Here is a 20,482-nt window from a genome sequence, read left to right as displayed (position 1 = left end):
CAAAAAGGCTATAGTCTACAAATAATTAGCGGGGGAGCTTACCATGAAACTCAAGTATGCTGCGGCGATTGCGCTGTTAACTTTCTCATGTCCATCGTTGTCATATACGCCGAAAAAAAATGCCAAGGTTAATAAAATTAACGCCCTTGAGGCGAGATTGCACATGGCAACGAACGCCCGCGACGGCCAGAATCCTGTTTTTGACGAAGCGCTGAACGCAGGAAATTATCAGGCGCTACTGATGCTGGGGCAAATTGGCGGCTTAGCCTGCCAAAAACTCATCCCCTACCTGACCGGCGAAGACAAAGCCCGCGCGGCAGCACGTGAAGGCGCCATGCTTTGCCACGACAAAAGCCTGAGCGATGCACTGATGACCTACACGGCGCCACTGCCTGCAAAACAGGGGCCTGACTATCTACTGCCTGCACTTGGGTTCTCCGGCGGGGACACCGCGCGGGCGTTTCTCATTGCACAGGTGAACGCCATAAAGCCTGGCAGACCCTTTAACGTCGGCTATCCCGATAACGCCCGCACGTTGCCGCTGTTTGGTCTGCTGCAGTCTGTTGTATATGACCGCCTGCCCCCGAGCGCAGTTGCCGGACTGGATTTCGACAACCTGCTCGCACTGACCGGAGAGATGGGGACGGCAGAGATGGCTGCATACCTGCTCACCCGCTTTAGCGACCTTGCCAGCGTGCTATCACAGGACAAGGTGGAGCATGCCATCGAAAGGGCAGACAATGACCCCGTCCGCATGTTGCTTGTGCGGGTGTTGCGACAGTTTGGCGATTCGGCCGCGCCAAAGATGATCGAGCTTGCGGAGGGCAAGGTGAAAGCCGTCGCGATTGAAGCCGTGCGTGCCATGGGGCAGTTCTCCGATGAGGCCACCTTGAAATATCTTGTGAAAGCAACAAGCCAGGGCGACGCGCACCGCCGCCAGGTTGCGCTGGCAGCTCTTGGAGGCCGTGATAAAGGCAGGCCAGTGGTGGTCAAAAAACTCAAGGAACTGGTGGCTGACCCTAATTCCTGGCTTGCCGCCACAGCGCTTGAAAGCCTTGTGTTTCATGCTAACAGTGAAGCGGTTCGCTTTGCGCAAGGTTGGCTCGCCTCAGACGAATATTACCGCGTTTTCAAAGCAATGGGCGTACTTTCTCGCTCGGATGAGGGCAAATCGGTGCTGCGGGCCTTCGCTGAGGAGAATGGGGGCACAGCGCACGGACGCGATGCCGCGATTGCGCTTGATCCATCGATTGAAGCTCAAACACCCCCGCGCGCAACGCCCGCCTTTGATAAGGCGCAGGCTTCCCTCAGCCGCGAACTCGTGCTTCAGACAACAAAGGGAACGATATGCATCGCACCTTCAGAGCAAGCGCGCTTTACCGCGCACAGTTTCATGGAACTAGCAGATGCAGGTAAAATGGACGGCATGATCTGGCTCCGGGTCATTCCTAACTTCGTTGCGCAGGGTGGGCTTGTGGCCGACACCTCAACCGATGACTGGGGTAGTATCCGCGAGGAATGGTTCGACAGCGACCACCGGATCGGCACGGTCGGACTGGCGACGGCGGGCAAAGACACCGGCAGCACGCAGTTCTTTATCAATACCGCAAACAATATTCATCTCAATAACCGGTATACTGTTTTTGGTCATGTGACGGGCGGGCTGGAAGTGGCATCTGCACTTGAAGAAGCCGATCTGATTGAAAAGGCCTGGACGACAGAAGCCCCTACCGCCGCTTGCAGGTAATCTCAGAGGATATTGCTCTCGGCCCTGATCTGACGGACCATGAAGTCGCGGAACAGGGCCACACGCAGCGAGCCCCTGAGTTCAGGTGCATAACAATAATAGGCATTAAACGGCGTGCCTTCGACCTTGGGCAGCACGCGCACAAGCTTTTTGCGGTCATGCACCAGATAATCCGGCAAGACGGCGATGCCCATACCAGCTTCCACGGCATGCAGTACGCCATAAAGGTTATCAATCTGCAGGCGCGGGATACGCGGTTTGCGCGGGTCACCGACAGTCAGCAACCAGTTAAGGCCGCGAATCGTGGGGACGTTGGTCAGACCAAAGGTAATCAGGTCGTGGCTATCGAGGTCATCGGTCGTGATTGGTGTGCCGCGCCGGTCCAGATACTCTGGGCTGGCGTAAATATGGCTGTGGAACGTCGCCAGCGGACGCTGGATAAGGTCGGCCTGCTCGGGCTCGTGCAGCCGGATGGCGGCATCGGCTTCACCAGCCGACAGGTCAAGGTCCGCATCGTCCAGAATCAGTTTGATATTGATGTCCGGGTATTCCGTCATGAATTGTTCAAGATGCGGAGTCAGCCAAACGGCGCCGAAGGTCACCATGGTAGTAACCCGCAAAAGGCCGGACGGCCGTTCGCGGCTTTCCATCAGGCTGCGTTCGGTTTCCTCGATCCTGAGCACAACCTCACGAGCGGTATTAAAAAGCTCCTGCCCTTCCTGGGTGAGGACAAGACCACGGGCGTGGCGGGTAAAAAGCGAGACATTCAGGCTTTCTTCCAAGGCCCTGATCTGCCGGCTAACGGCAGACTGACTGCAGTTCAGGCGTGCACCGGCGTTGGTGAAGCTGCCGCTTTCCGCCACTGTGTGAAATATCCGTAACCGGTCCCAGTCCATGCTGTCCCTCCCGCCTGCAGGGCTCATCGTAAATATTGCTGCAAGCCTTTGATTTGCATACTATATGATGCACCATAGGGAGCAAGCCCAGATTAAAGAAGCGGGAGCAAGCGGTGAGCAACAAGTCAATCCTTGAGCAGGCGTCGGCTTATTTCAAGAGCCATCACCCGGGGCTGACGGCAGAAGCTATTATATGCTTTCTGGTCATGATCGACCTTGGTGAACCGACGGTCGGCGAGGTGGGGCGTGCCGTGGGCATGACCGAACCGCAAGCCTATCAGCACATCTCCATGTTGACAGCGAGCGGCGCGGGGCTGATTACACTCGTCAATGCAGGCGACGGCAGAAACACCATTAGCCTGACCCCGCCGGGACAGGCTGCCAAGGCAGCGATTTTATCCGCCCTGGCCTGATTTTTCGGGAACTCTAGTGAACTTGGCTACGATAGAGGTTTATACCTTCCCGAGCGTGGTCGTCGGCAATACTGATATTATCCGACAAGTCTTTCAGGTTGTTGTTGATATCGGCAACAGCGCCAGCAGCCGTGTTCATATTGGCTGATATCTCGCGGGTTACGGCACTTTGCTCCTCAATCGCTCCGGCAATACCGGCCACGCTACCCTGTACGTTATTGACCGCACCATTGATCGATGTCAGGCGGGTTATCACATCTCCGGAGACATCCTGCATACGCGTAATCTCGCTTGATATCTGATTGGTTGCCGCCGCCACCTGACCAGCAAGGTTTTTCACTTCACTGGCCACCACAGCGAAGCCGCGCCCAGCTTCCCCTGCGCGCGCGGACTCAATCGTCGCGTTGAGGGCAAGAAGGTTGATCTGCGCGGCGATGTCATCAATCAGCGTGACGATCTGGTTCATGGCTTCTGCCGCCTCGCTCAGCGCCTTGGTTGATGTGTCTGCGGCGTTTGTTTCCTCAGCGGTTTTTTCCACTGCAGTTCGTGCCATACTGACGCTGCTGGCAATCTCCTGGAAAGAAGCGTCCAGTTCCTCAGCAGCCGCAGCAACGGTCTGAACCATAGCCTCCGTCTGGGTGGAGGCACTCGCTGCCGAACCCGACTTGAGGTTGGCCGCGCTGATGGACTGAACGATATTTTCCAACTTTTCATCTACGATGGACGCGATGCGCTCAGCCTCCAGACGGGACGTCACAGTATCGGTTATATTGGCAGCGAATTTAACAACCTTGAAAGGCTTGCCATTGGGGCCAATGATCGGATTGTAGGTTGCCTGCAACCAGACAGTATCGCCTTTTTTGCCAATGCGTTTATACTCGCCGCTCTGGAACTTGCCTTCACGCAGCGCTTTCCAGAACAGCTGGTATGCCTCACTTGCCTTCTCCTCTGCGGAAACAAAAACCTGGTGGTGTTTGCCGACAAGCTCGTCAAGCGAGTAACCAACGGCGCCAAGGAAGTTTTTGTTGGCGGTCAGGATATTGCCTTCAAGGTCAAATTCGATGATCGCCTGCGCTTTGTCCAGTGCAGCCAGTTTGCCAACAAAGTCGGCGTCACGAAGCTTGTCCGCGGTGATATCCGACGCAAACTTGACAACCTTTCGGGGCGTGCCATCGCGGTCGAGAACCGGGTTATAAGTCGCCTGCAACCACAGATCATCACCGTCCTTTTTCCTCCGGTGGTATTCACCGCTTTTGAACTCACCCTTCTTGAGGTCAGCCCAGAACTGTTTGTAGGCTGCTGCATTGGCCTCCTGGGGCTCGACAAAAATGCGGTGGTGTTTACCCGCGATCTCCTCGAGGCTATAACCAACAGCTTTCAGGAAGTTGTCATTAGCCGTGATGATGGTACCGTCCAGCTCAAATTCGATGATCGCCTGCGCCCGGTCAAGCGCCTTAAGCTTATTTTCCCCATCAATATTTTTGAGTTCGGTCGATGTCATGTCGGTGGCAAACTTGATCACCTTGCTGACATGGCCTGCCGAATCGGTGACCGGCACGTAGATAGCCTGCAGCCAATGCCGGTTGCCGCCTTTACCAAACCGGCGAAATACCCGTGACTGGAAAACACCTTTGCGAAGGCTCTCCCAGAACGTAGCGTACTCGGGGCTGTTTTTTTCCGCGTCCCCCACAAACATATTGTGGTGTTTGCCAATAATCTCACTGCGGGTGTACCCCATCAGGTCGAGAAACAGGTCATTGGCTGTGAGGATGGTGCCATCGGGCTTAAACTCAATCATCGCCTGTGATTGAGAAAGCGCCTTGATGGAAGCGTCAGCGCCGGAACCGGCACCGCGATTGATTTTTTTAATTGTGTCGAACACTGGCTTTTCTCCTATAGCGATAATTTTACAACCGCTTCATACACTTAGCCTGGTTCGACCCCCGTTCGTGAGCGCACGTTAGAACAAAAGTTCATAAAATGGCATTAATATTTATCTCAAATTTTAATGACTTTCCGACAGACATAAAAAAGGCGACCGTAGTCGCCTTGATAGTGTCTTGAACGCAATAATTGTATGTTGTTTACTCGGCAGCCTTCGCGGCACTGTGGTGAAGCTCCGCAATATATTTTTCCGCCTCAAGTGCTGCCATACAGCCCATGCCCGCAGCCGTTACGGCCTGACGGTAAACCTTGTCGGTCACATCACCTGCAGCATAGACGCCCGGGATATCGGTCTGGGTGCTGTCCGGTTTTTTGATCAGGTAACCCTCTTCATCCATCGGCAACTGGCCTTTGAACAATTCTGTCGACGGCGTGTGACCGATCGCGATAAAGACACCGTGAACGGCAAGGTCTTCAATTTCACCTGTTTTAACATTTTTCAGCTTCACACCGGTAACACCAAGTGGGTCTTCCGTCCCGACAACCTCGTCAAGAACTGTATCCCATTTCACTTCGACGTTTTTAGTTTCAAACAGACGTTCCTGAAGGATACGCTCCGCACGGAATTCATTGCGGCGATGGATCACGGTCACTTTGGAGCAGATGTTGGCCAGGTAAAGCGCTTCCTCCACAGCAGTATTGCCGCCGCCGACCACAACCACATCTTTACCACGGTAGAAAAAGCCGTCACATGTCGCACAAGCCGACACACCATATCCATTGAATTTATGCTCACTCTCAAGGCCAAGCCATTTGGCCTGTGCACCCGTTGAGATGACGATGGCATCGGCGGTGTATATAGTACCGCTGTCACCAACTGCACGCTTTGGTGTCGCCTTCAGGTCAACGTCGGTAATCAGGTCGTAAACAATCTCTGTGCCGACATTTTCAGCCTGCTGGCGCATGGCTTCCATCAACTCCGGGCCCTGAACGGCTTCTGCAAATCCGGGATAGTTTTCAACATCCGTCGTGATGGTCAGTTGTCCGCCAGCTTGCATGCCGGTCACAATCATAGGCGAAAGGCTGGCGCGAGCGGCATAAATTGCAGCGGTATAGCCCGCCGGGCCCGAACCGATAATAAGAAGGTTGGTGTGTTTTGTTTCAGCCATTTCTGGTCCCCTAAACATACTGGCGGGCAGCATCGCCCAGCGCAGGTTCAATCAACTCTTGGCCATTACATAAAAGCTGCGCCGGCTTTTGCCAAGCACAGGAAGTCCATTTATCAATGGAATGTTTCGATCGAATTGATCGGGAAAGCCAATAACAAACCCACACCATTCAGCCATAACCGGATTTAAACCTAACCGCCCAGTTCCTCGCTTCGGTCCCGGGCAGCGGTCATGGCCCTGACCATAAGGTCTACCAGTCCCCTATCGGGATTACGCAGCACCTTGAGCGCAGCTTCTGTGGTGCCGCCCGGGCTTGTCACCCTGCGGCGAAGTTCTGCCACGCTAACATCAGTTTCTTCGTCCATCAGCCGCGCCGCGCCAATAATCGTCTGTCTGGCGAGTTGCATTGAGACCTCGGCATCAAGCCCCAACTCCGCCCCGGCATACGCCATACATTCAGCCAGATGAAACACATAGGCTGGACCACTGCCCGACACAGCCGTGACGGCATTCATGTCGGCTTCATGTGCTATCCAGACAGTCTCGCCAACGGCATGGAGAAGTTCACGTGCCAGTGCCTTGTCTGCCTCCGCAATGTCATCCGCCGCCGTCAAGCCGGTGATCCCGGCACCAATCGCGGCTGGGGTGTTAGGCATCGCCCGCACATAGGTGGCATCCACGCCCATGCCTTCCTCCAGCACCCTGATCGGCACACCTGCGGCCACAGAGATCACCATGGTTTTATTGTCTGCAAAGGAAGACAGAAGGGGCAGTATGCCGCCCATGACTTGTGGTTTGACCGCAATCAGAATAACCCGCGCCTTGAGACCAGGCGGCAACTTGGCTGCATTTGTTACAAAGTGCCCATCGGCAACAGTCGGCACACAGCCAGGCTGTGCACCTGGGTCCACCACATACAAATGCTCAGGCGCTAGCCCGGCCCTGAGCCACCCCATAGCCAGCGCGTGGCCCATACGGCCACACCCCATAAGCAACAATGGTCTTTCTGCACTGAATCCCTGCACCGCCGGCCTCCTGCAACATATACGAAAACGGGAAGGACTCCCTCTCCCCGCATTCTAAGTCATAAGGCTATCACCGCCAAGGGGCACCAGAGGTGGTCGCTGAGATCAGGCCGAACCAGCACATTCAAGCATAGCGGCTTCGATGGCCTCCTCAGGCGACTGCCCACCCCACATTACAAATTGGAATACCGGATAGAAACGCTCACACTCCCCCACGGCGGTATCAACCATCGTGCTCATGTGATCTTCGCCAATCGCCCCCAGAAGTGGGTCATTCGCAAGGCTGGCATGACGGTATAGCAGCGCGTCCTCTTCGGCCCAATATTCAAAATGACCAATCCACATACGCTCGTTGATCAGTCCTATGGTGTGATAGATATCCGTGCGGCGCCCTTCAGGGACACGCAAGTCAAACAGGCAGGCAAATTGTAGTGTTTTGAAGTCCTCGCGCCAGAAGACCCGGAATTGCAGATCCGTATATTGGCCCGAGATGAACATCGTCAACTCGTCCTCACCGTGGCGTTCGACGCTCCATTCATTGGCGCCGGCCAGCTCTTCGGCGAGGTCAACCGGATTTTGGCTCAGAACTTCAGAATGCCCGGTGTTTAATGTCGTCGTCATCTCGTTTCCCCTTGAGATGAGACCGCCGAACTCATTTGAACCGGCGATCTCAGGTTTCGCCGGTTAGCGCTGTGGTCGTCTTAGTACCAGAATCACGAGATCTGGCTCCCTTAATCTGACTTAACACAAAATGTAGCGTGCCAAACACAGGACTCTGTGGCAAGGGCGAATTCAAGTTTTGGGGATATTTCTTGTCTATAGCCGTATGAAGCGACGTTCTAATATGGCGAATAATGCCCGCAAGACAGACCGTTAGTTTCCACTCTTCATGCAAATAATAGTTCGCAACATTGTTGCGTAAACGGAACTATTTTTTGACGGCCTTGCCTTTAAGCAGTTCAAGTTCGGCGCGCAGGTCCTCGTTTTCAGCCCGCGCCTTTTCCGCCATGTCGCGCACGGTCTCAAATTCTTCGCGGGTGACAAGGTCAAGGCCCGCCAACTGACGGTCAAGCCAAGCGCGAAAATGTTCTTCCATTTCGCCCTTAACACTGTGTGCTGCGCCGACGGCCCCGGTCGCCAGTTTCGCCATGTCGTCAAAGAATTTGTTGCTGGTCTGCATCTGCCGTTCCTTTGGTTTGGTGACTTTCATATGGGCGAAAACAGGCCTGATTGCAATGGGCGAGTTGCCGCATACTGTGTAGGCCCACATAAAGGCGCCTGCCTGTTGACTTGCGCGGCCAAGCGCGCCAAGCATGATGGCATATAACAGAATCAGGAATATTCCATGGCCTCTCTCGGCGCACTCGCGGTAATCGCCTACCCCGAAATCGACCCTATCCTCGTTGAGATAGGGCCACTTGCCATTCGTTGGTATAGCCTCGCCTATATTGCCGGGCTATTGTTTGGCTGGTGGTATATTCGTCGCCGCGCCGCTCGACCGGACGCGCCCATGTCGCCCGCCCATATGGACGACCTGCTTACCTGGGCCATCATTGGTGTGATCGCAGGTGGACGCCTGGGCTATGTCCTGTTTTATAACCTGCCAGCCTATATTGAAGAGCCGCTCGCCATTTTCCGGCTTTGGGATGGCGGCATGTCCTTCCATGGTGGTGCGCTGGGCGTGGTGCTTGCGATCATTCTGTTTTGCCGCAAGCACAAGCTAGACCTGATGCGCGTGGCTGACCTCGTCGCCATTGTTTCCCCCATTGGCTTGCTGACTGGGCGGATTGCCAATTTCATCAATGGTGAACTTTGGGGTCGCCCGACCGACGTGCCGTGGGCAATGGTTTTCCCTGCCGACCCACTGGGTTTACCGCGCCACCCCAGCCAGCTATATGAGGCATTCGGTGAGGGACTGGTGCTGTTCCTGATTCTGCAATTACTTTACCACAAAACACCGCTGGCCAAACGCGCACCCGGTGTCATCGCCGGGGTTTTCTTCCTCGGCTACGGACTTGCGCGCATTTTGGTTGAATTTGTCCGCGAACCGGACGCGCACCTTGGCCTCACAGCAGGCATTTCACGCGGCCAGATGTTAAGCGTTCCCCTGTTCCTGTTTGCCGCATGGCTGATATCAGTGGGTATACGCCGCGCACGGGCCAAAGACTGAACCTATGACCACACTAAAAGACATCCTGCTCAAGCGCATCGCGCATCAGGGGCCAATGAACATCGCCGACTATATGGCGGAATGCCTGATGCACCCCAAATATGGTTATTACCAGACCGCCAAGGTATTTGGCGCGGACGGTGACTTTATCACCGCGCCAGAGGTCAGCCAGATGTTCGGCGAAATGCTGGGCCTTTGGTGCGCTGTCCGCTGGGCCGCGATGGGCAAACCCGCCAGCTTTTACCTGATTGAGCTGGGCCCCGGGCGCGGTACCCTGATGGCCGATATGCTGCGCGCGGCAAATGCCGCGCCCGGCTTTGGTAACGCGGTCAAGGTCGCGTTTGTCGAAGCAAGCGACCAGCTTCGCGCCGTGCAGGCGGAAAAAGTCCCCCACGCCAAATGGTTTGACCGTCTCGCAGATGTGCCCGACGGACCCAGCATCATCGTCGCCAACGAGTTTTTTGACGCGCTACCGATCCATCAGTTTGAAAAGCGAAACGGAAAATGGCTTGAGCGCGCGGTCGCAGCGGAGGGTGAAACGCTTAAGCCAGTGCTTGTCCCCGCGAGTGCCAAACTTGCCCTGTTGCCCGCGCGTGTGCGCGCTGCGGCAGACGGCAGCATTGCCGAAGTATGCCCCGCTGGTCTCTCGGTCGCCGGGGATATAGCCGCGCGCTTCACCCACCATACCGGGACAGCGCTTGTCATAGACTATGGTTACGCAATTTCAGCGCCCGGCGACAGCTTTCAGGCGCTCAAAGCCCACGCCTATGTCGACCCGCTCAGCGAGCCCGGCCTCGCCGACCTCACGGCCCATGTCGCATTCGACCAGATTGCCCTGGCCGCCGAAAGCAAAGGCGGTGTTTGTTCCCGCATTACCCAACAAGGCCAGTTTCTGATGAGGCTTGGCATCGGGGCCCGCGCACAACAGTTGGCGACCTCTGTTGAGGCGAACGGTCAAGAACGCATCCTTGGCGAGTTGAAACGCCTCACCGCGCCAGATGAAATGGGTGAACTGTTCAAAGTATTGGCTATTCAGTCTCCCAACCTGCCATCCCCCCCTGGCCTTTAAACTGCGACCCGTTTGAGCATGGCCCGACTGTACACAACAACCCCGCACAGCAACCAGCGTAAGCCTTGGGGGAAATCACGATACCGCGCTTTGTCATAGACACCACCTTCCTATGATGCAAACTAGCCTTGTTGATGCAACAGTAAAGGTTCCTCATGAGAGCGCATATCAAGGTTTCAGACTTGCACTACCCCCACGCCTTTTTTAGCCGGAAGGGCGGTGTGTCTGACGGCATCTATCTTGGGCTGAACTGTGGGCCCGGCTCAGATGACCTGCCTGCCAACGTAAGCGAAAACCGCCGAATTGCCGCAAAGCTCATTTCCGGGGACACGGAAACGCCTGTGCTAAGTTGCTATCAAATCCATGGCCGGGAGGTTGCTGTTGCCACTGGCGATTGGCGGGAAAACCGACCCAAGGCAGATGCCATGGTTACAAAAACACCGGGCCTGATCCTTGGCATCCTGACCGCCGACTGCTGTCCTGTGCTGTTTGAAGACCATAAAGCCGGTGTAGTGGGTGCTGCCCATGCCGGCTGGCAAGGGGCAATCGGCGGCGTGTTGGCAAGCACTGTCGCCGCCATGGAAGCCCTTGGCGCGCGCCGCAATGACATAACAGCCGCCATCGGCCCGACCATTGCGCAGGCAAGCTATGAGGTCGGAACTGACTTCCGGGAGCGGTTTCTTAAAAAAAATCAAGAGTTTGATGCCTTTTTTGTTGATGGCAAAGACAGCGGGCATTTCCAGTTTGACCTGCCCGGCTTTGTGCGGGCTGGACTTAAGGCAGTGAAGGTCGGTTCGATCAGGGACACAAACACTGACACCTACACCAGCGAGAGCCACTTCTCTTACCGGCGCACGACTCACCGGCGCGAGCCGGATTACGGTCGTCAACTGTCGGCAATCATGCTGCCGCAGGGAGGCACAGTTTTGTAATTTTAGGTTTGTGATGTGTTATTTTACGCCAATCATCACTCAAAAGCGCATAGGTAGCTCCTCGCGCCTTTACAGTCCCGCCCCACGCTGTTAAACGAACCGCACACGCAACATCTTCATTGCACGGAGGCCTTTATGGGCATGAAGATCCTGACCGGGAACGCAAACCCGGAACTGGCGGAAGCTATTGCCGCCTATCTCAACATGCCGCTTGCCAAGGCGGCGGTTAAACGTTTTTCCGATCAGGAAGTCTTTGTTGAAATTCATGAAAACGTTCGCGGTGAAGACGTTTTCCTGATCCAACCGACCAACTTTCCGGCCAACGACCATATGATGGAGCTTCTGGTGTGCATCGACGCACTGAAGCGGGCATCGGCGCGCCGCATCACGGCGGTGATCCCTTACTTCGGCTATGCGCGGCAGGACCGGAAACCCGGCCCGCGCACCCCGATTTCAGCAAAGCTGGTCGCTAACCTCATCACCACGGCGGGCGCTGACCGCGTGCTGACGATGGACCTGCACGCTGGCCAGATTCAGGGTTTCTTCGATATTCCAACAGATAACCTCTATGCGATGCCAGTGCTCGTTCGCGACCTCAAAGAAAAATACGCAGGCAAAAAAACCATGATCGTATCGCCTGATGTTGGCGGCGTGGTAAGGGCGCGAGCTTACGCTAAACGCCTTGACGCACCAATCGCCATCATCGACAAACGCCGCGAACGTGCTGGCATGTCCGAGGTGATGCACATTGTAGGTGACGTGAAGGATTATCACTGTGTGCTGGTGGACGACATCGTCGACAGCGCAGGCACGCTTTGCAATGCCGCCAAGGCGCTGCATGCCTCTGGCGCCAGCTCGGTATCGGCCTATGTGGCGCACGGTGTCTTGTCTGGCCCCGCCTATGAGCGCATTGAGAACAGCGTGATGGACGAGCTTGTCATAACCGACAGCATTCGCCCCACCGAAACATGTTCTTCGAACCCCAAAATACGCGTTGTAACCGTGGCCCCTTTGCTCGCGGAAGCCATGAACCGCATCGCGCACGAGACCAGCGTTTCAAGCCTGTTCGACTAACCGCACTCACAAAACAGTTTTAAAAGCCCCGACCATCTGGCCGGGGCTTTTTTTTCACAATTTACGCCGCGACGGCTCAAGAAACCAACAAATCCCCCACTTTACGAGCCGAGAGAGCATATCACAGCGTTTGTGCCTTGCATTCAACGCCATTTCGCGGTAAATCGCGCCCGACCGTTGTGGGATCGCCTGCATCGGGAACCCCGCCCTTGCATCCCTGGAGGAAGTGGCGGTCTCTTGGCCAGATGGTCTGGCCCAGAGTTCATAGTTTGGAGAAATAGAATGGCAAAAGCTGTTACTATCGTTGCTGAGCCGCGCGAACGGATTGGTAAGGGAGCCTCCCGCGCCGCGCGTCGTGCAGGTAAAGTGCCTGCTGTAATCTACGGCGACAATAAAGACCCGGAATCAATCCAGATTGCGCAGAACGAAATCATCCGCTTGCTCAACCGTGGTGGCTTTATGTCACACACGTTTGAAGTTCAGGTTGGCAAGAAAAAGACCACCGTTCTGCCACGTGACCTGCAACTGCACCCTGTAACCGACCTGCCTATGCACATCGACTTCCTTCGTCTGGGCAAAGGCACAGAGGTTGTGATGGAAGTGCCGGTTAAAGTTGTCGGCGAAGAGAAGTGCCCAGGCCTGCGTCGCGGCGGTGTGATCAACCACACCCGTCACGAAATCGAACTGCATGTTCCTGCTGACGCAATCCCGGAATATATTGAGGCGGATATTTCCGAGCTCGACATCAACGACTCCGTGAAAATCAGCAACGTCAAACTGCCGAAAGGCTGCACGCCTACGATTACTGATCGTGATTTCGTTATCTGCGCTATCGTAGCTCCTTCTGGCCTGAAGTCTGCTGAAAATGCAGCTGAGGACGAGGCTGAAGGCGAAGGCGAAGAAGCCGCACGCGAAGAGTAACGGGAACGGGGAGCGTTTAAACGGTCCCCTTCCACCTGCCGGAGGGAATTTCCCATGCTGCTATTTGTCGGTTTAGGCAACCCCGGCAGCGCTTATGAGAAACACCGGCACAATGTTGGTTTCATGGCGCTCGACAGGATTGTTGGGCGCCATAATTTTTCGGCCGGTCCCAAACGTTGGCAAGCTGAAACCTTTGAAGGTCGGCTGGGCGGCGAAAGAGTCCTGCTTCTAAAGCCGCAAACCTTCATGAACAACTCAGGCCAGTCAGTGGGTGAAGCCATGCGCTTTTTCAAACTCACCCCGGCCGATGTGGTTGTCTTCTATGATGAACTTGACCTGGCTTTTGGCAAGATCAAGGTCAAGGCTGGCGGGGGAGCAGCGGGTCATAACGGGATAAGGTCCATCACCTCGCATATTGGCGCCGATTTTGTGCGTGTGCGTATAGGCATTGGACACCCGGGCGATAAAACCCGGGTCCATGGGCACGTGCTTGGTGACTTTGCCAAGGCGGAACAAGAGCCGTTAGCGGAGATGCTCGATGCTATCGCCAATGAAGTGCCCTTTCTGGCGAACCGCGATAACCCGCGTTTCATGACCGAGGTTGCTCGCCGTCTGCAGCCACAGCGCCCTGGTGGCAGCAGTAAAAAAGCGGCGGAAATAGATAAAACCGCAGAGGCCTCCCCTTCTAAAGCCAAAGCGACAAAAACGAATGATGGCCCGATGGCCGCCGCGCTGAAAGCCCTGATGGGCCGCGCGGGTAAAGGAGACAAATAATGGGTTTCAAATGTGGCATTGTCGGCTTGCCGAACGTTGGCAAATCGACACTTTTCAACGCGCTTACCAACACGGCGAATGCCGCGGCTGCCAATTACCCGTTTTGCACTATCGAACCAAACGTGGGTCAGGTACCAGTGCCGGATGAACGCCTTTACAAGCTCGCCGCGATCGCTGGTTCAAAAGAGGTTATCCCGACACAACTGTCGTTTGTGGATATCGCAGGCCTTGTACGCGGTGCATCCAAGGGGGAAGGTCTCGGCAACCAGTTTCTAGCCAATATCCGCGAGACAGACGCCATCTGCCACGTGTTGCGCTGCTTTGAGGACGACGACATCACCCATGTGGATGGCCGTGTAGATCCCGTTGCCGACGCAGAAACGATTGAGACTGAGCTTATGCTTGCAGACCTCGAAAGCCTTGAAGGCCGCATTCACGGCCTCGGCCGCAGGGTCCGTGGCGGCGATAAAGAAGCCAAGCTTACCATGGATATGATAGAACGTGTCATACCGCTGTTGAAAGAGGGCAAACCCGCCCGCCTTGTGGCCGTTAACAACGAGGAAGAAGCGCAAACCCTGCATGGCATGCAGCTTCTGACCTCAAAGCCAATCCTTTATATCTGCAACGTAGACGAAGACAACGCCGCCTCCGGCAACGAATTCTCCAAAGCTGTAGAAGACATGGCGGCCAAGCAAGGCGCAGGCTGCGTTGTTATTTCAGCGGCTGTTGAGGCAGAGATTGCCCAGCTTGAAGACGAAGACGAAAAAGGCGAATTTCTGGAGACGCTTGGTCTTGGGCAAACGGGTCTGGCGCGCGTGATCCGTGCAGGCTACGATCTGCTCGAACTCATCACCTACTTCACTGTCGGCCCCAAAGAAGCCCGTGCATGGACGATCACCAAAGGCACGAAGGCACCACAAGCCGCTGGCGTTATCCACACCGACTTTGAAAAAGGCTTCATCAGGGCTGAAACCACAGCCTATGATGATTTCGTCGGCCTTGGCGGAGAGCAGGGAGCCAAGGACGGTGGCAAAATGCGCCTGGAAGGCAAAGAATATATCGTCGTCGACGGCGACGTTTTGCACTTCCGCTTCGCAAACTAAAGCTGCGCCCAATAACACATCCACAGCGTCAGCAAAGAGGCTACTACAATCAAGGCCGCGAGCCGCTTGTTTAAATCTGGGCCGCCCAACTGAGGCCTGTGCCCAAAAAACCTGCATTTGCGGTGTCTACCGCCCGGCGCAGGCATGAACAGATGAAACAGCACAAGAAGTGGTGCCCATAAAACAGAGCGATAGCGGACTTCATCCGCTGCGCGCAGTTCTCGCAGGCATCGGTCATGTCGGCAGCGGGAAGGTCACAGGCTACACAGTGATCAAGCAGGCTATGTGCGAGCCCCACCTCTCTATCGCCCCCCATTAACGGCATCGCGCGGAAAAGCCGAGATGGGGCATGATGCTTCCAGTCTATAATTCTCCATATGAACAGGAATACCCTGCTGTGGGAGAAGTGCCCTTCTCACCAAACCGTCAGTATAATCGCTGGTTTCATGAAATATCTTCATATCATGACCGAACCAGCCGGACCGATCGTATCACGTAAGTCAGGGCACCCTGAAGATACAGGAGAAAGGGGGAATAGATATAGTGTGTCAAGCCACCTCGCCATTGCTCGAACAATACAAGAGCGATGACCAGAAGAAACGGCCATAACCGCACAAAGAATGACATAACCCCGGGAAAGCGAACATAGGGAGGTATCTCCCAATGGCCTTCAAGAAGGCGTCTTACAACAATTGGTAAAGCCAAGCCCGACCACCACAGCAGGAGGCAGGCAATGATCAACAGATTGAGAGAGGCAATATCGGGACGTTTTTCAAACCAGCCCATTGCAATACCAGCAAAGCCGATCAGTGCCGGGAGCAATACAGCCACGAGAGCGACCAGAAACTGGGCAACGCGAATGTAATATATATGGCCGGTCGCGGATTTTATACGTTCCACGAAGGAAAACCAGACAAGCGCTCCGCACAGGATCTGCAGGTTCAGCACAATTTCCCACCACAGGCGAGACCGACTGAGGCCGACGTCATGCAGGCTTTGAAAAAAAGACATGCTCATGGAACTAAGGATACAGCCGGTAATCAGCATCGCGATCGCGGTCAGGATTGCACGGTTATATGATACCTTGATGGCCACGTCTTTCACCTTTCCATACCAAACGAAGTTTAGCAAGGCGGGCGCAATTCCGGTAACTAAATATCACTATCGCGCGGCGAGCCGTGTTTAGCTTTCTTAAGATAAGGCAATGCACCTTGCCAGTACATGAAAAGCGGTACGAACATATAAAGCACTGTGCTGTCCCGCAGGATTTCAACTATAATAATCGCGGCCACTACGAAACCAGGCCAAAAAGATTTTATCCATGCGACCGGTTCCAAACCAAGCGCACGCCCTGAATCGCCCAAATTCTGATTGCCTACCAATAGTATTGTGAATATGGGCACGACGAATGCCCCAAGAGCCCAAAGGCCTAAAGCTAAAAGCATCAGGCGCACGACCGAAGCTTCCGGCGGTGGCACGCGGAACCAGTCGTAATACGCCCCTATCACCAACAACATGACCGGATAGGAAACCGATATCATACCAACAATGAAATTCACTACGGCCCGCAGGCGCCACCTGCCCGAAGACTGCAGCAGCCTATTGTGATGACAGAACCACATGAAGGCGAGACAGAGTATTTGTAGATTGAGAACAATTTCCCACCACCAGCGCGACGTAAGCATGCCAGTACCAAAGATTTCGGGCGAGAAGAAAAAGCCAACTTTAAAGCCCATAATGACGCCCACGATCAACAACGCCAACGCGCCGAGGAAAGCTCTGGAGTCCTGAATTTTCGTCAGCAAATGGTTTAATCTCCGTGCTGGGAGGGCTCATTCCAACAACCAACCGCCCTCCCTTTGTATTGAATGACTAGTTTTTGTTTTTAAGGGTTTTACCTGCCTTCATGACAAAGTCTACGTCAAGCAGCTCATCCAAGTTTTCCAGCGGACTGCCATGCATTGCGATGATATCAGCATGTTTTCCTGCTTCGATCGTGCCCAAGCTTTCCGACATACCGACAAGATCAGCAGCATTCACTGTTGCAGACACAAGAATCTCCATAGGCTCCATGCCACCTTTGGCCATCAGCAGCGCTTCCTCTGCATTGATGCCGTGCCGAGACACGCCGCTATCGGTGCCAAACGCGATTTTAACGCCCGCTTTGTGTGCAACCTCAAAATGGCTCAGCATGTCTCCGCCGACACGCAAGGCTTTTGCCTTGATCGCGGGCGACATGAAATCACTGCTTTTTGCCATCTGCACCACGGTATCACCTGCGATCAACGTCGGAACCAGATAGGCACCAGACTTCTTGAAAAGCTTGATGGATTCAGCATCAGCGTAGGAGCCGTGTTCGATACTGTCCACACCGGCACGAAGCGCTGCATTGATGCCTTCCGCCGCATGAGCATGTGCCGCAACTTTACGACCCAGGCTATGTGCCGTATCCATAATCTCCTTAAGTTCGTCATCGGTCATCTGCTGACCCGTACCCGTATTGGTATCAGAGAGCACGCCACCCGTTGCCGTAATCTTGATAACATCGGCGCCGTACTTGACCGCTTCGCGCACCGCGCGGCGGCAATCATATGGTCCGTTGCAGATGGTTTTACTTGTGTATTTCTCCAACAGGTCATGACGCATGCCATCAACATCGCCATGGCCACCGGTAGGAGACACGCCGCCCGACGCAACAATGCGCGGCCCGTCCACCCAACCACGATCAATGGCATTGCGCAGGGCATAAACATGTTGCGGTGACCCTGCGCCAAGGTCGCGTACTGTCGTAAAGCCTGCCATCAGTGTTTTTTTGGCGAAATATACGCTGTGCATGCCCACTTCCTCGGACGACCAGCGCAGTGTCTCGCTATCGCCAGATGGACTTAGCTCACCCTGTATGTGCACATGCATATCCATCAGGCCGGGCATGACAAAACTGTCCTTAAGATCGACAACGGTGGCGTCGTCTCCATACTGAGCAGCATCAATATAACCTGCTTGCACGGCTTTGATTTTGCCGTTCTCAATCACGACGGTCTGCTCTTTTTTGGGCGCCTTGCCGGGTGTCGCCAACAACTCGCCAGCATGGATCACCGTAACCTCAGCGATTGCACTGCCTGCAAAACTTCCCGCTGCAGCAAGCGCGAGCCCGGCTACGGCATTTTTCAATATACTTTTCATTACTCTCCCCTTCACAGAAATTCGTGACGTTTCATTTGTGCGCAGTCTGTCATAAGCAAATTGAAATTCAAAGTGGTGTCACACCTCAATCCGAGCTTATGGCTTCAGATGCACACCATCTGACGTTTTCAATTCTTTCAGATACATGCGTATGGTACCCCAATCCGACTTGAAGCTGGCCCTTACCGGCAGAGTATAACCCAGCTCTTCAATCTGCTGTAACCAGATGGGAATACCCGCCTCATCCTCTTCGGCGTCTTCGTCTTCGCCCTGATGTCTACGGGCGTATCGCTCAGCCTTCTTTCGTGCCTTTTCTTCTTCTTTCAATCGTTTTTGTTGTTGCTCTTCGGTCTCAATCAATTCCCCTGCGACAGTTTCAGATTCAAACTGGCATTTGGTTGCTGCCCCCTTGATCGGTGAATGGCGGCTATCCTTTAATTCGCTCCCCCGCGCGCACGCTAACCTGATTTCCATTACATGATCACCGTCAAAAACACGGGTTGCTGCCGGGGGGCTTTCCGTAAGGAGTAACATTAAAAACGATAAGCCGTCGGGGCCATACTGCATGATCTCGGGAACAGCTGCCCGTTCGTAATCTTCGAGCCACTCATCTGGCCAGTCGCGTTCCCAGCGTATGAATTTTCCCGTCTCGTCAAAAAATAATTCCTTGCGATAATCATCGCCGCTCCAACGCCCCTTCGAGACATAATGCCGAGCCACTATTTGCCCGTCCGGGCCAATAGTGCCCACGGCACTTAGGTCGCCCTCTCCTCGGTTAAAAAGCCGCATGACGCCACGGGTTCTAACATTCATATTGATGGCATAACTGGCGGAGGACTGTTCAAGGACGGCCTCTGCAGTAAAAACTACAAAGCCATTCCAGATAAAATTATAGGTCGCCTCTACACGCTCCGCTGTTGCGTTAGCTGCCATTGAAATGATGGCAATCAAAGATGCCAGGGTTCGTATAATGAATGCCGTCATATGGCCCTCGCCTTGTTTTTCTTACGCGGCAAATCTGCCGCAACTCCGGCAAGCCACAAAGCGAATTCATAACACACGCCACAAAAGAGGCAGCACAATTGCCGTCACCAGCCCATTGGCCGCCATCGCAAAAGCCGCGGCAGCCCCCATCAACTCGCTACGCCGTATACCCTCGGCCATGCCAATGGCATGCCCTGCAGTGCCGAGAGCTATCCCGGTCAGGATATCATCGTCCGTGCCAAGTTTGCGTATAATCGCAGGGCCGAAAATGGCCGCCATTAAGCCAGTGACGATCACGATGGAGGCCGCTAGCGGTGCTGAGCCGCCGATATTTTCCGCTACGGTCACAGCAATAGGTGTCGTAACCGACTTGGTAACCACGCTTGCATACAGACTGTTCGCGCCATCAAGCAGATATATACAGCCCAATGCGGTACCAACACCTGTAACCGAGCCCGCGATGATAGCCGCCATAATCGCCGTTTTTTCTGCCTTCATAACCGCCAGATTTCGAAACAGCGGAACGGAAAGCGCAGCCACGGCAGCCAGAAGCCCCATATCGAGCACGCGAGTATCTGCCACAAAGTTTTCGTATGAAAGGTCCGTCAGCATAAAAGCCGCGATCAATACCGACGTGGGCAAAATCGTTGGGTGTAACCACGCCGGGGTGTCGCACCTCCGGTAAACCCAATCTGCCAAACCAAAAAGTACCACCGTGAACACCAGCCAGATACCCGGCATTATTTCCCTTCCTGGCCGCGGGCAGCGACCATCCTGTAGACCAGCACTGAGGCAACCAAGCCAGCGAAGGTGCTGAAGGTCACTATCAACAACAAAACTACCCACTGCTGTGCAATAAAGTTCCGTATTTCAACCGTTGACACCAAGGCTGGGATGAACAGAAGCGGAAATATCCGAAAAAGCCCGCGCGCACCGGCATCGAGAAATCCCGGTACTCCCTTGTTCCAAATAAAAAAAACTGTCAGCGCGGCCATTGCCAGCACCGTAGCAGGCAATGGCAGGGCGAACCCCTTCACGAGACCATCAAGAGCAAGCACCAAGAGCAACATAAAACCGATGCCTACAGCGGTTTGTAGAATGCGCTGCCTGCCTGCTCCTGACGTTTTTTTCATCATAG

The 20,482-nt window shown here is 54.6% G+C and carries 21 protein-coding genes; 9 read left to right on the top strand and 12 right to left on the bottom strand.

Annotated elements, in window-relative coordinates; translation table 11 throughout:
- The first annotated feature begins 43 nt into the window (after window positions 1–43).
- Window positions 44–1,747: a peptidylprolyl isomerase gene (locus tag ACN0VM_RS13970; RefSeq protein WP_417451506.1), complete on the top strand. Its 1,704-nt coding sequence runs from the start codon at window positions 44–46 to the stop codon at window positions 1,745–1,747.
- Window positions 1,748–1,749: 2 nt separating this feature from the next.
- Here ACN0VM_RS13970 and ACN0VM_RS13965 read toward each other — a convergent pair whose 3' ends face one another.
- On the bottom strand, window positions 1,750–2,643 hold the full coding sequence (locus tag ACN0VM_RS13965) for a LysR family transcriptional regulator (protein WP_417451505.1): 894 nt from the start codon (window positions 2,641–2,643) through the stop codon (window positions 1,750–1,752).
- A gap of 113 nt (window positions 2,644–2,756) precedes the next feature.
- Here ACN0VM_RS13965 and ACN0VM_RS13960 point away from each other — a divergent pair, with 113 nt between their 5' ends.
- Window positions 2,757–3,056, top strand: coding sequence for a hypothetical protein (locus ACN0VM_RS13960; RefSeq protein WP_417451504.1), 300 nt, complete (start codon window positions 2,757–2,759; stop codon window positions 3,054–3,056).
- Between the two features lie 13 nt (window positions 3,057–3,069).
- On the opposite strand, the gene ACN0VM_RS13955 is transcribed toward ACN0VM_RS13960, so the two are convergent.
- From ACN0VM_RS13955 to ACN0VM_RS13935, 5 genes are all read right to left on the bottom strand, one after another.
- On the bottom strand, window positions 3,070–4,938 hold the full coding sequence (locus tag ACN0VM_RS13955) for a methyl-accepting chemotaxis protein (RefSeq protein ID WP_417451503.1): 1,869 nt from the start codon (window positions 4,936–4,938) through the stop codon (window positions 3,070–3,072).
- Between the two features lie 202 nt (window positions 4,939–5,140).
- Window positions 5,141–6,109, bottom strand: coding sequence for a thioredoxin-disulfide reductase (trxB, locus tag ACN0VM_RS13950; RefSeq protein WP_417451502.1), 969 nt, complete (start codon window positions 6,107–6,109; stop codon window positions 5,141–5,143).
- A 191-nt stretch (window positions 6,110–6,300) separates the two neighbouring features.
- The gene (gene proC, locus ACN0VM_RS13945; protein WP_417451501.1) at window positions 6,301–7,134 is read right to left on the bottom strand and encodes a pyrroline-5-carboxylate reductase; all 834 of its coding nucleotides are present in this window, start codon (window positions 7,132–7,134) and stop codon (window positions 6,301–6,303) included.
- A gap of 105 nt (window positions 7,135–7,239) precedes the next feature.
- On the bottom strand, window positions 7,240–7,755 hold the full coding sequence (locus tag ACN0VM_RS13940) for a YbjN domain-containing protein (protein WP_417451500.1): 516 nt from the start codon (window positions 7,753–7,755) through the stop codon (window positions 7,240–7,242).
- A gap of 307 nt (window positions 7,756–8,062) precedes the next feature.
- The gene (locus tag ACN0VM_RS13935) at window positions 8,063–8,314 is read right to left on the bottom strand and encodes an accessory factor UbiK family protein (RefSeq protein ID WP_417451499.1); all 252 of its coding nucleotides are present in this window, start codon (window positions 8,312–8,314) and stop codon (window positions 8,063–8,065) included.
- Window positions 8,315–8,479: 165 nt separating this feature from the next.
- Between ACN0VM_RS13935 and lgt the strand changes: the two genes are divergently transcribed.
- The 7 genes from lgt (at window position 8,480) to ychF (ending at window position 15,177) form a co-directional block, all read left to right on the top strand.
- On the top strand, window positions 8,480–9,304 hold the full coding sequence (lgt, locus tag ACN0VM_RS13930; protein WP_417451498.1) for a prolipoprotein diacylglyceryl transferase: 825 nt from the start codon (window positions 8,480–8,482) through the stop codon (window positions 9,302–9,304).
- A gap of 4 nt (window positions 9,305–9,308) precedes the next feature.
- Complete coding sequence (locus tag ACN0VM_RS13925) at window positions 9,309–10,373, top strand: class I SAM-dependent methyltransferase (RefSeq protein ID WP_417451497.1); 1,065 nt, start codon at window positions 9,309–9,311, stop codon at window positions 10,371–10,373.
- Window positions 10,374–10,528: 155 nt separating this feature from the next.
- Window positions 10,529–11,305 carry a peptidoglycan editing factor PgeF gene (pgeF, locus tag ACN0VM_RS13920; protein ID WP_417451496.1) on the top strand — a complete coding sequence of 259 codons (777 nt, stop codon included), beginning with the start codon at window positions 10,529–10,531 and terminating at the stop codon, window positions 11,303–11,305.
- 141 nt (window positions 11,306–11,446) lie between these two features.
- On the top strand, window positions 11,447–12,379 hold the full coding sequence (locus ACN0VM_RS13915; RefSeq protein ID WP_417451515.1) for a ribose-phosphate pyrophosphokinase: 933 nt from the start codon (window positions 11,447–11,449) through the stop codon (window positions 12,377–12,379).
- Between the two features lie 282 nt (window positions 12,380–12,661).
- Entirely contained in the window at window positions 12,662–13,300 is a 639-nt protein-coding gene (locus ACN0VM_RS13910) for a 50S ribosomal protein L25/general stress protein Ctc (protein ID WP_417451495.1), read from the top strand.
- A gap of 54 nt (window positions 13,301–13,354) precedes the next feature.
- Window positions 13,355–14,074, top strand: a complete 720-nt coding sequence (pth, locus tag ACN0VM_RS13905) for an aminoacyl-tRNA hydrolase (protein ID WP_417451494.1) — start codon at window positions 13,355–13,357, stop codon at window positions 14,072–14,074.
- Window positions 14,074–15,177 (top strand): redox-regulated ATPase YchF, encoded by a 1,104-nt coding sequence (gene ychF, locus ACN0VM_RS13900; RefSeq protein ID WP_417451493.1) that lies wholly within the window; start codon window positions 14,074–14,076, stop codon window positions 15,175–15,177. The genes pth and ychF overlap by 1 nt, the downstream gene beginning before the upstream one ends.
- Before the next feature lie 462 nt (window positions 15,178–15,639).
- Here ychF and ACN0VM_RS13895 read toward each other — a convergent pair whose 3' ends face one another.
- The 6 genes from ACN0VM_RS13895 to ACN0VM_RS13870 form a co-directional block, all read right to left on the bottom strand.
- Window positions 15,640–16,272, bottom strand: a complete 633-nt coding sequence (locus ACN0VM_RS13895) for a hypothetical protein (RefSeq protein WP_417451492.1) — start codon at window positions 16,270–16,272, stop codon at window positions 15,640–15,642.
- Window positions 16,273–16,328: 56 nt separating this feature from the next.
- Complete coding sequence (locus ACN0VM_RS13890) at window positions 16,329–16,982, bottom strand: hypothetical protein (protein WP_417451491.1); 654 nt, start codon at window positions 16,980–16,982, stop codon at window positions 16,329–16,331.
- A 67-nt stretch (window positions 16,983–17,049) separates the two neighbouring features.
- Window positions 17,050–18,360 (bottom strand): amidohydrolase family protein, encoded by a 1,311-nt coding sequence (locus ACN0VM_RS13885; protein ID WP_417451490.1) that lies wholly within the window; start codon window positions 18,358–18,360, stop codon window positions 17,050–17,052.
- Window positions 18,361–18,456: 96 nt separating this feature from the next.
- Window positions 18,457–19,344, bottom strand: coding sequence for a DUF3108 domain-containing protein (locus tag ACN0VM_RS13880; protein WP_417451489.1), 888 nt, complete (start codon window positions 19,342–19,344; stop codon window positions 18,457–18,459).
- A 66-nt stretch (window positions 19,345–19,410) separates the two neighbouring features.
- On the bottom strand, window positions 19,411–20,085 hold the full coding sequence (locus ACN0VM_RS13875; RefSeq protein WP_417451488.1) for an LrgB family protein: 675 nt from the start codon (window positions 20,083–20,085) through the stop codon (window positions 19,411–19,413).
- Complete coding sequence (locus tag ACN0VM_RS13870) at window positions 20,085–20,480, bottom strand: CidA/LrgA family protein (protein WP_417451487.1); 396 nt, start codon at window positions 20,478–20,480, stop codon at window positions 20,085–20,087. The genes ACN0VM_RS13875 and ACN0VM_RS13870 overlap by 1 nt, the downstream gene beginning before the upstream one ends.
- Window positions 20,481–20,482 lie beyond the last annotated feature (2 nt).

The sequence above is a fragment of the Kordiimonas sp. genome, assembly GCF_048260245.1.
Classification (GTDB): domain Bacteria; phylum Pseudomonadota; class Alphaproteobacteria; order Sphingomonadales; family Kordiimonadaceae; genus Kordiimonas.
The sequence above is the reverse complement of the archived record's forward strand: the minus strand, read 5'-3'. Positions and strand labels throughout refer to the sequence as shown.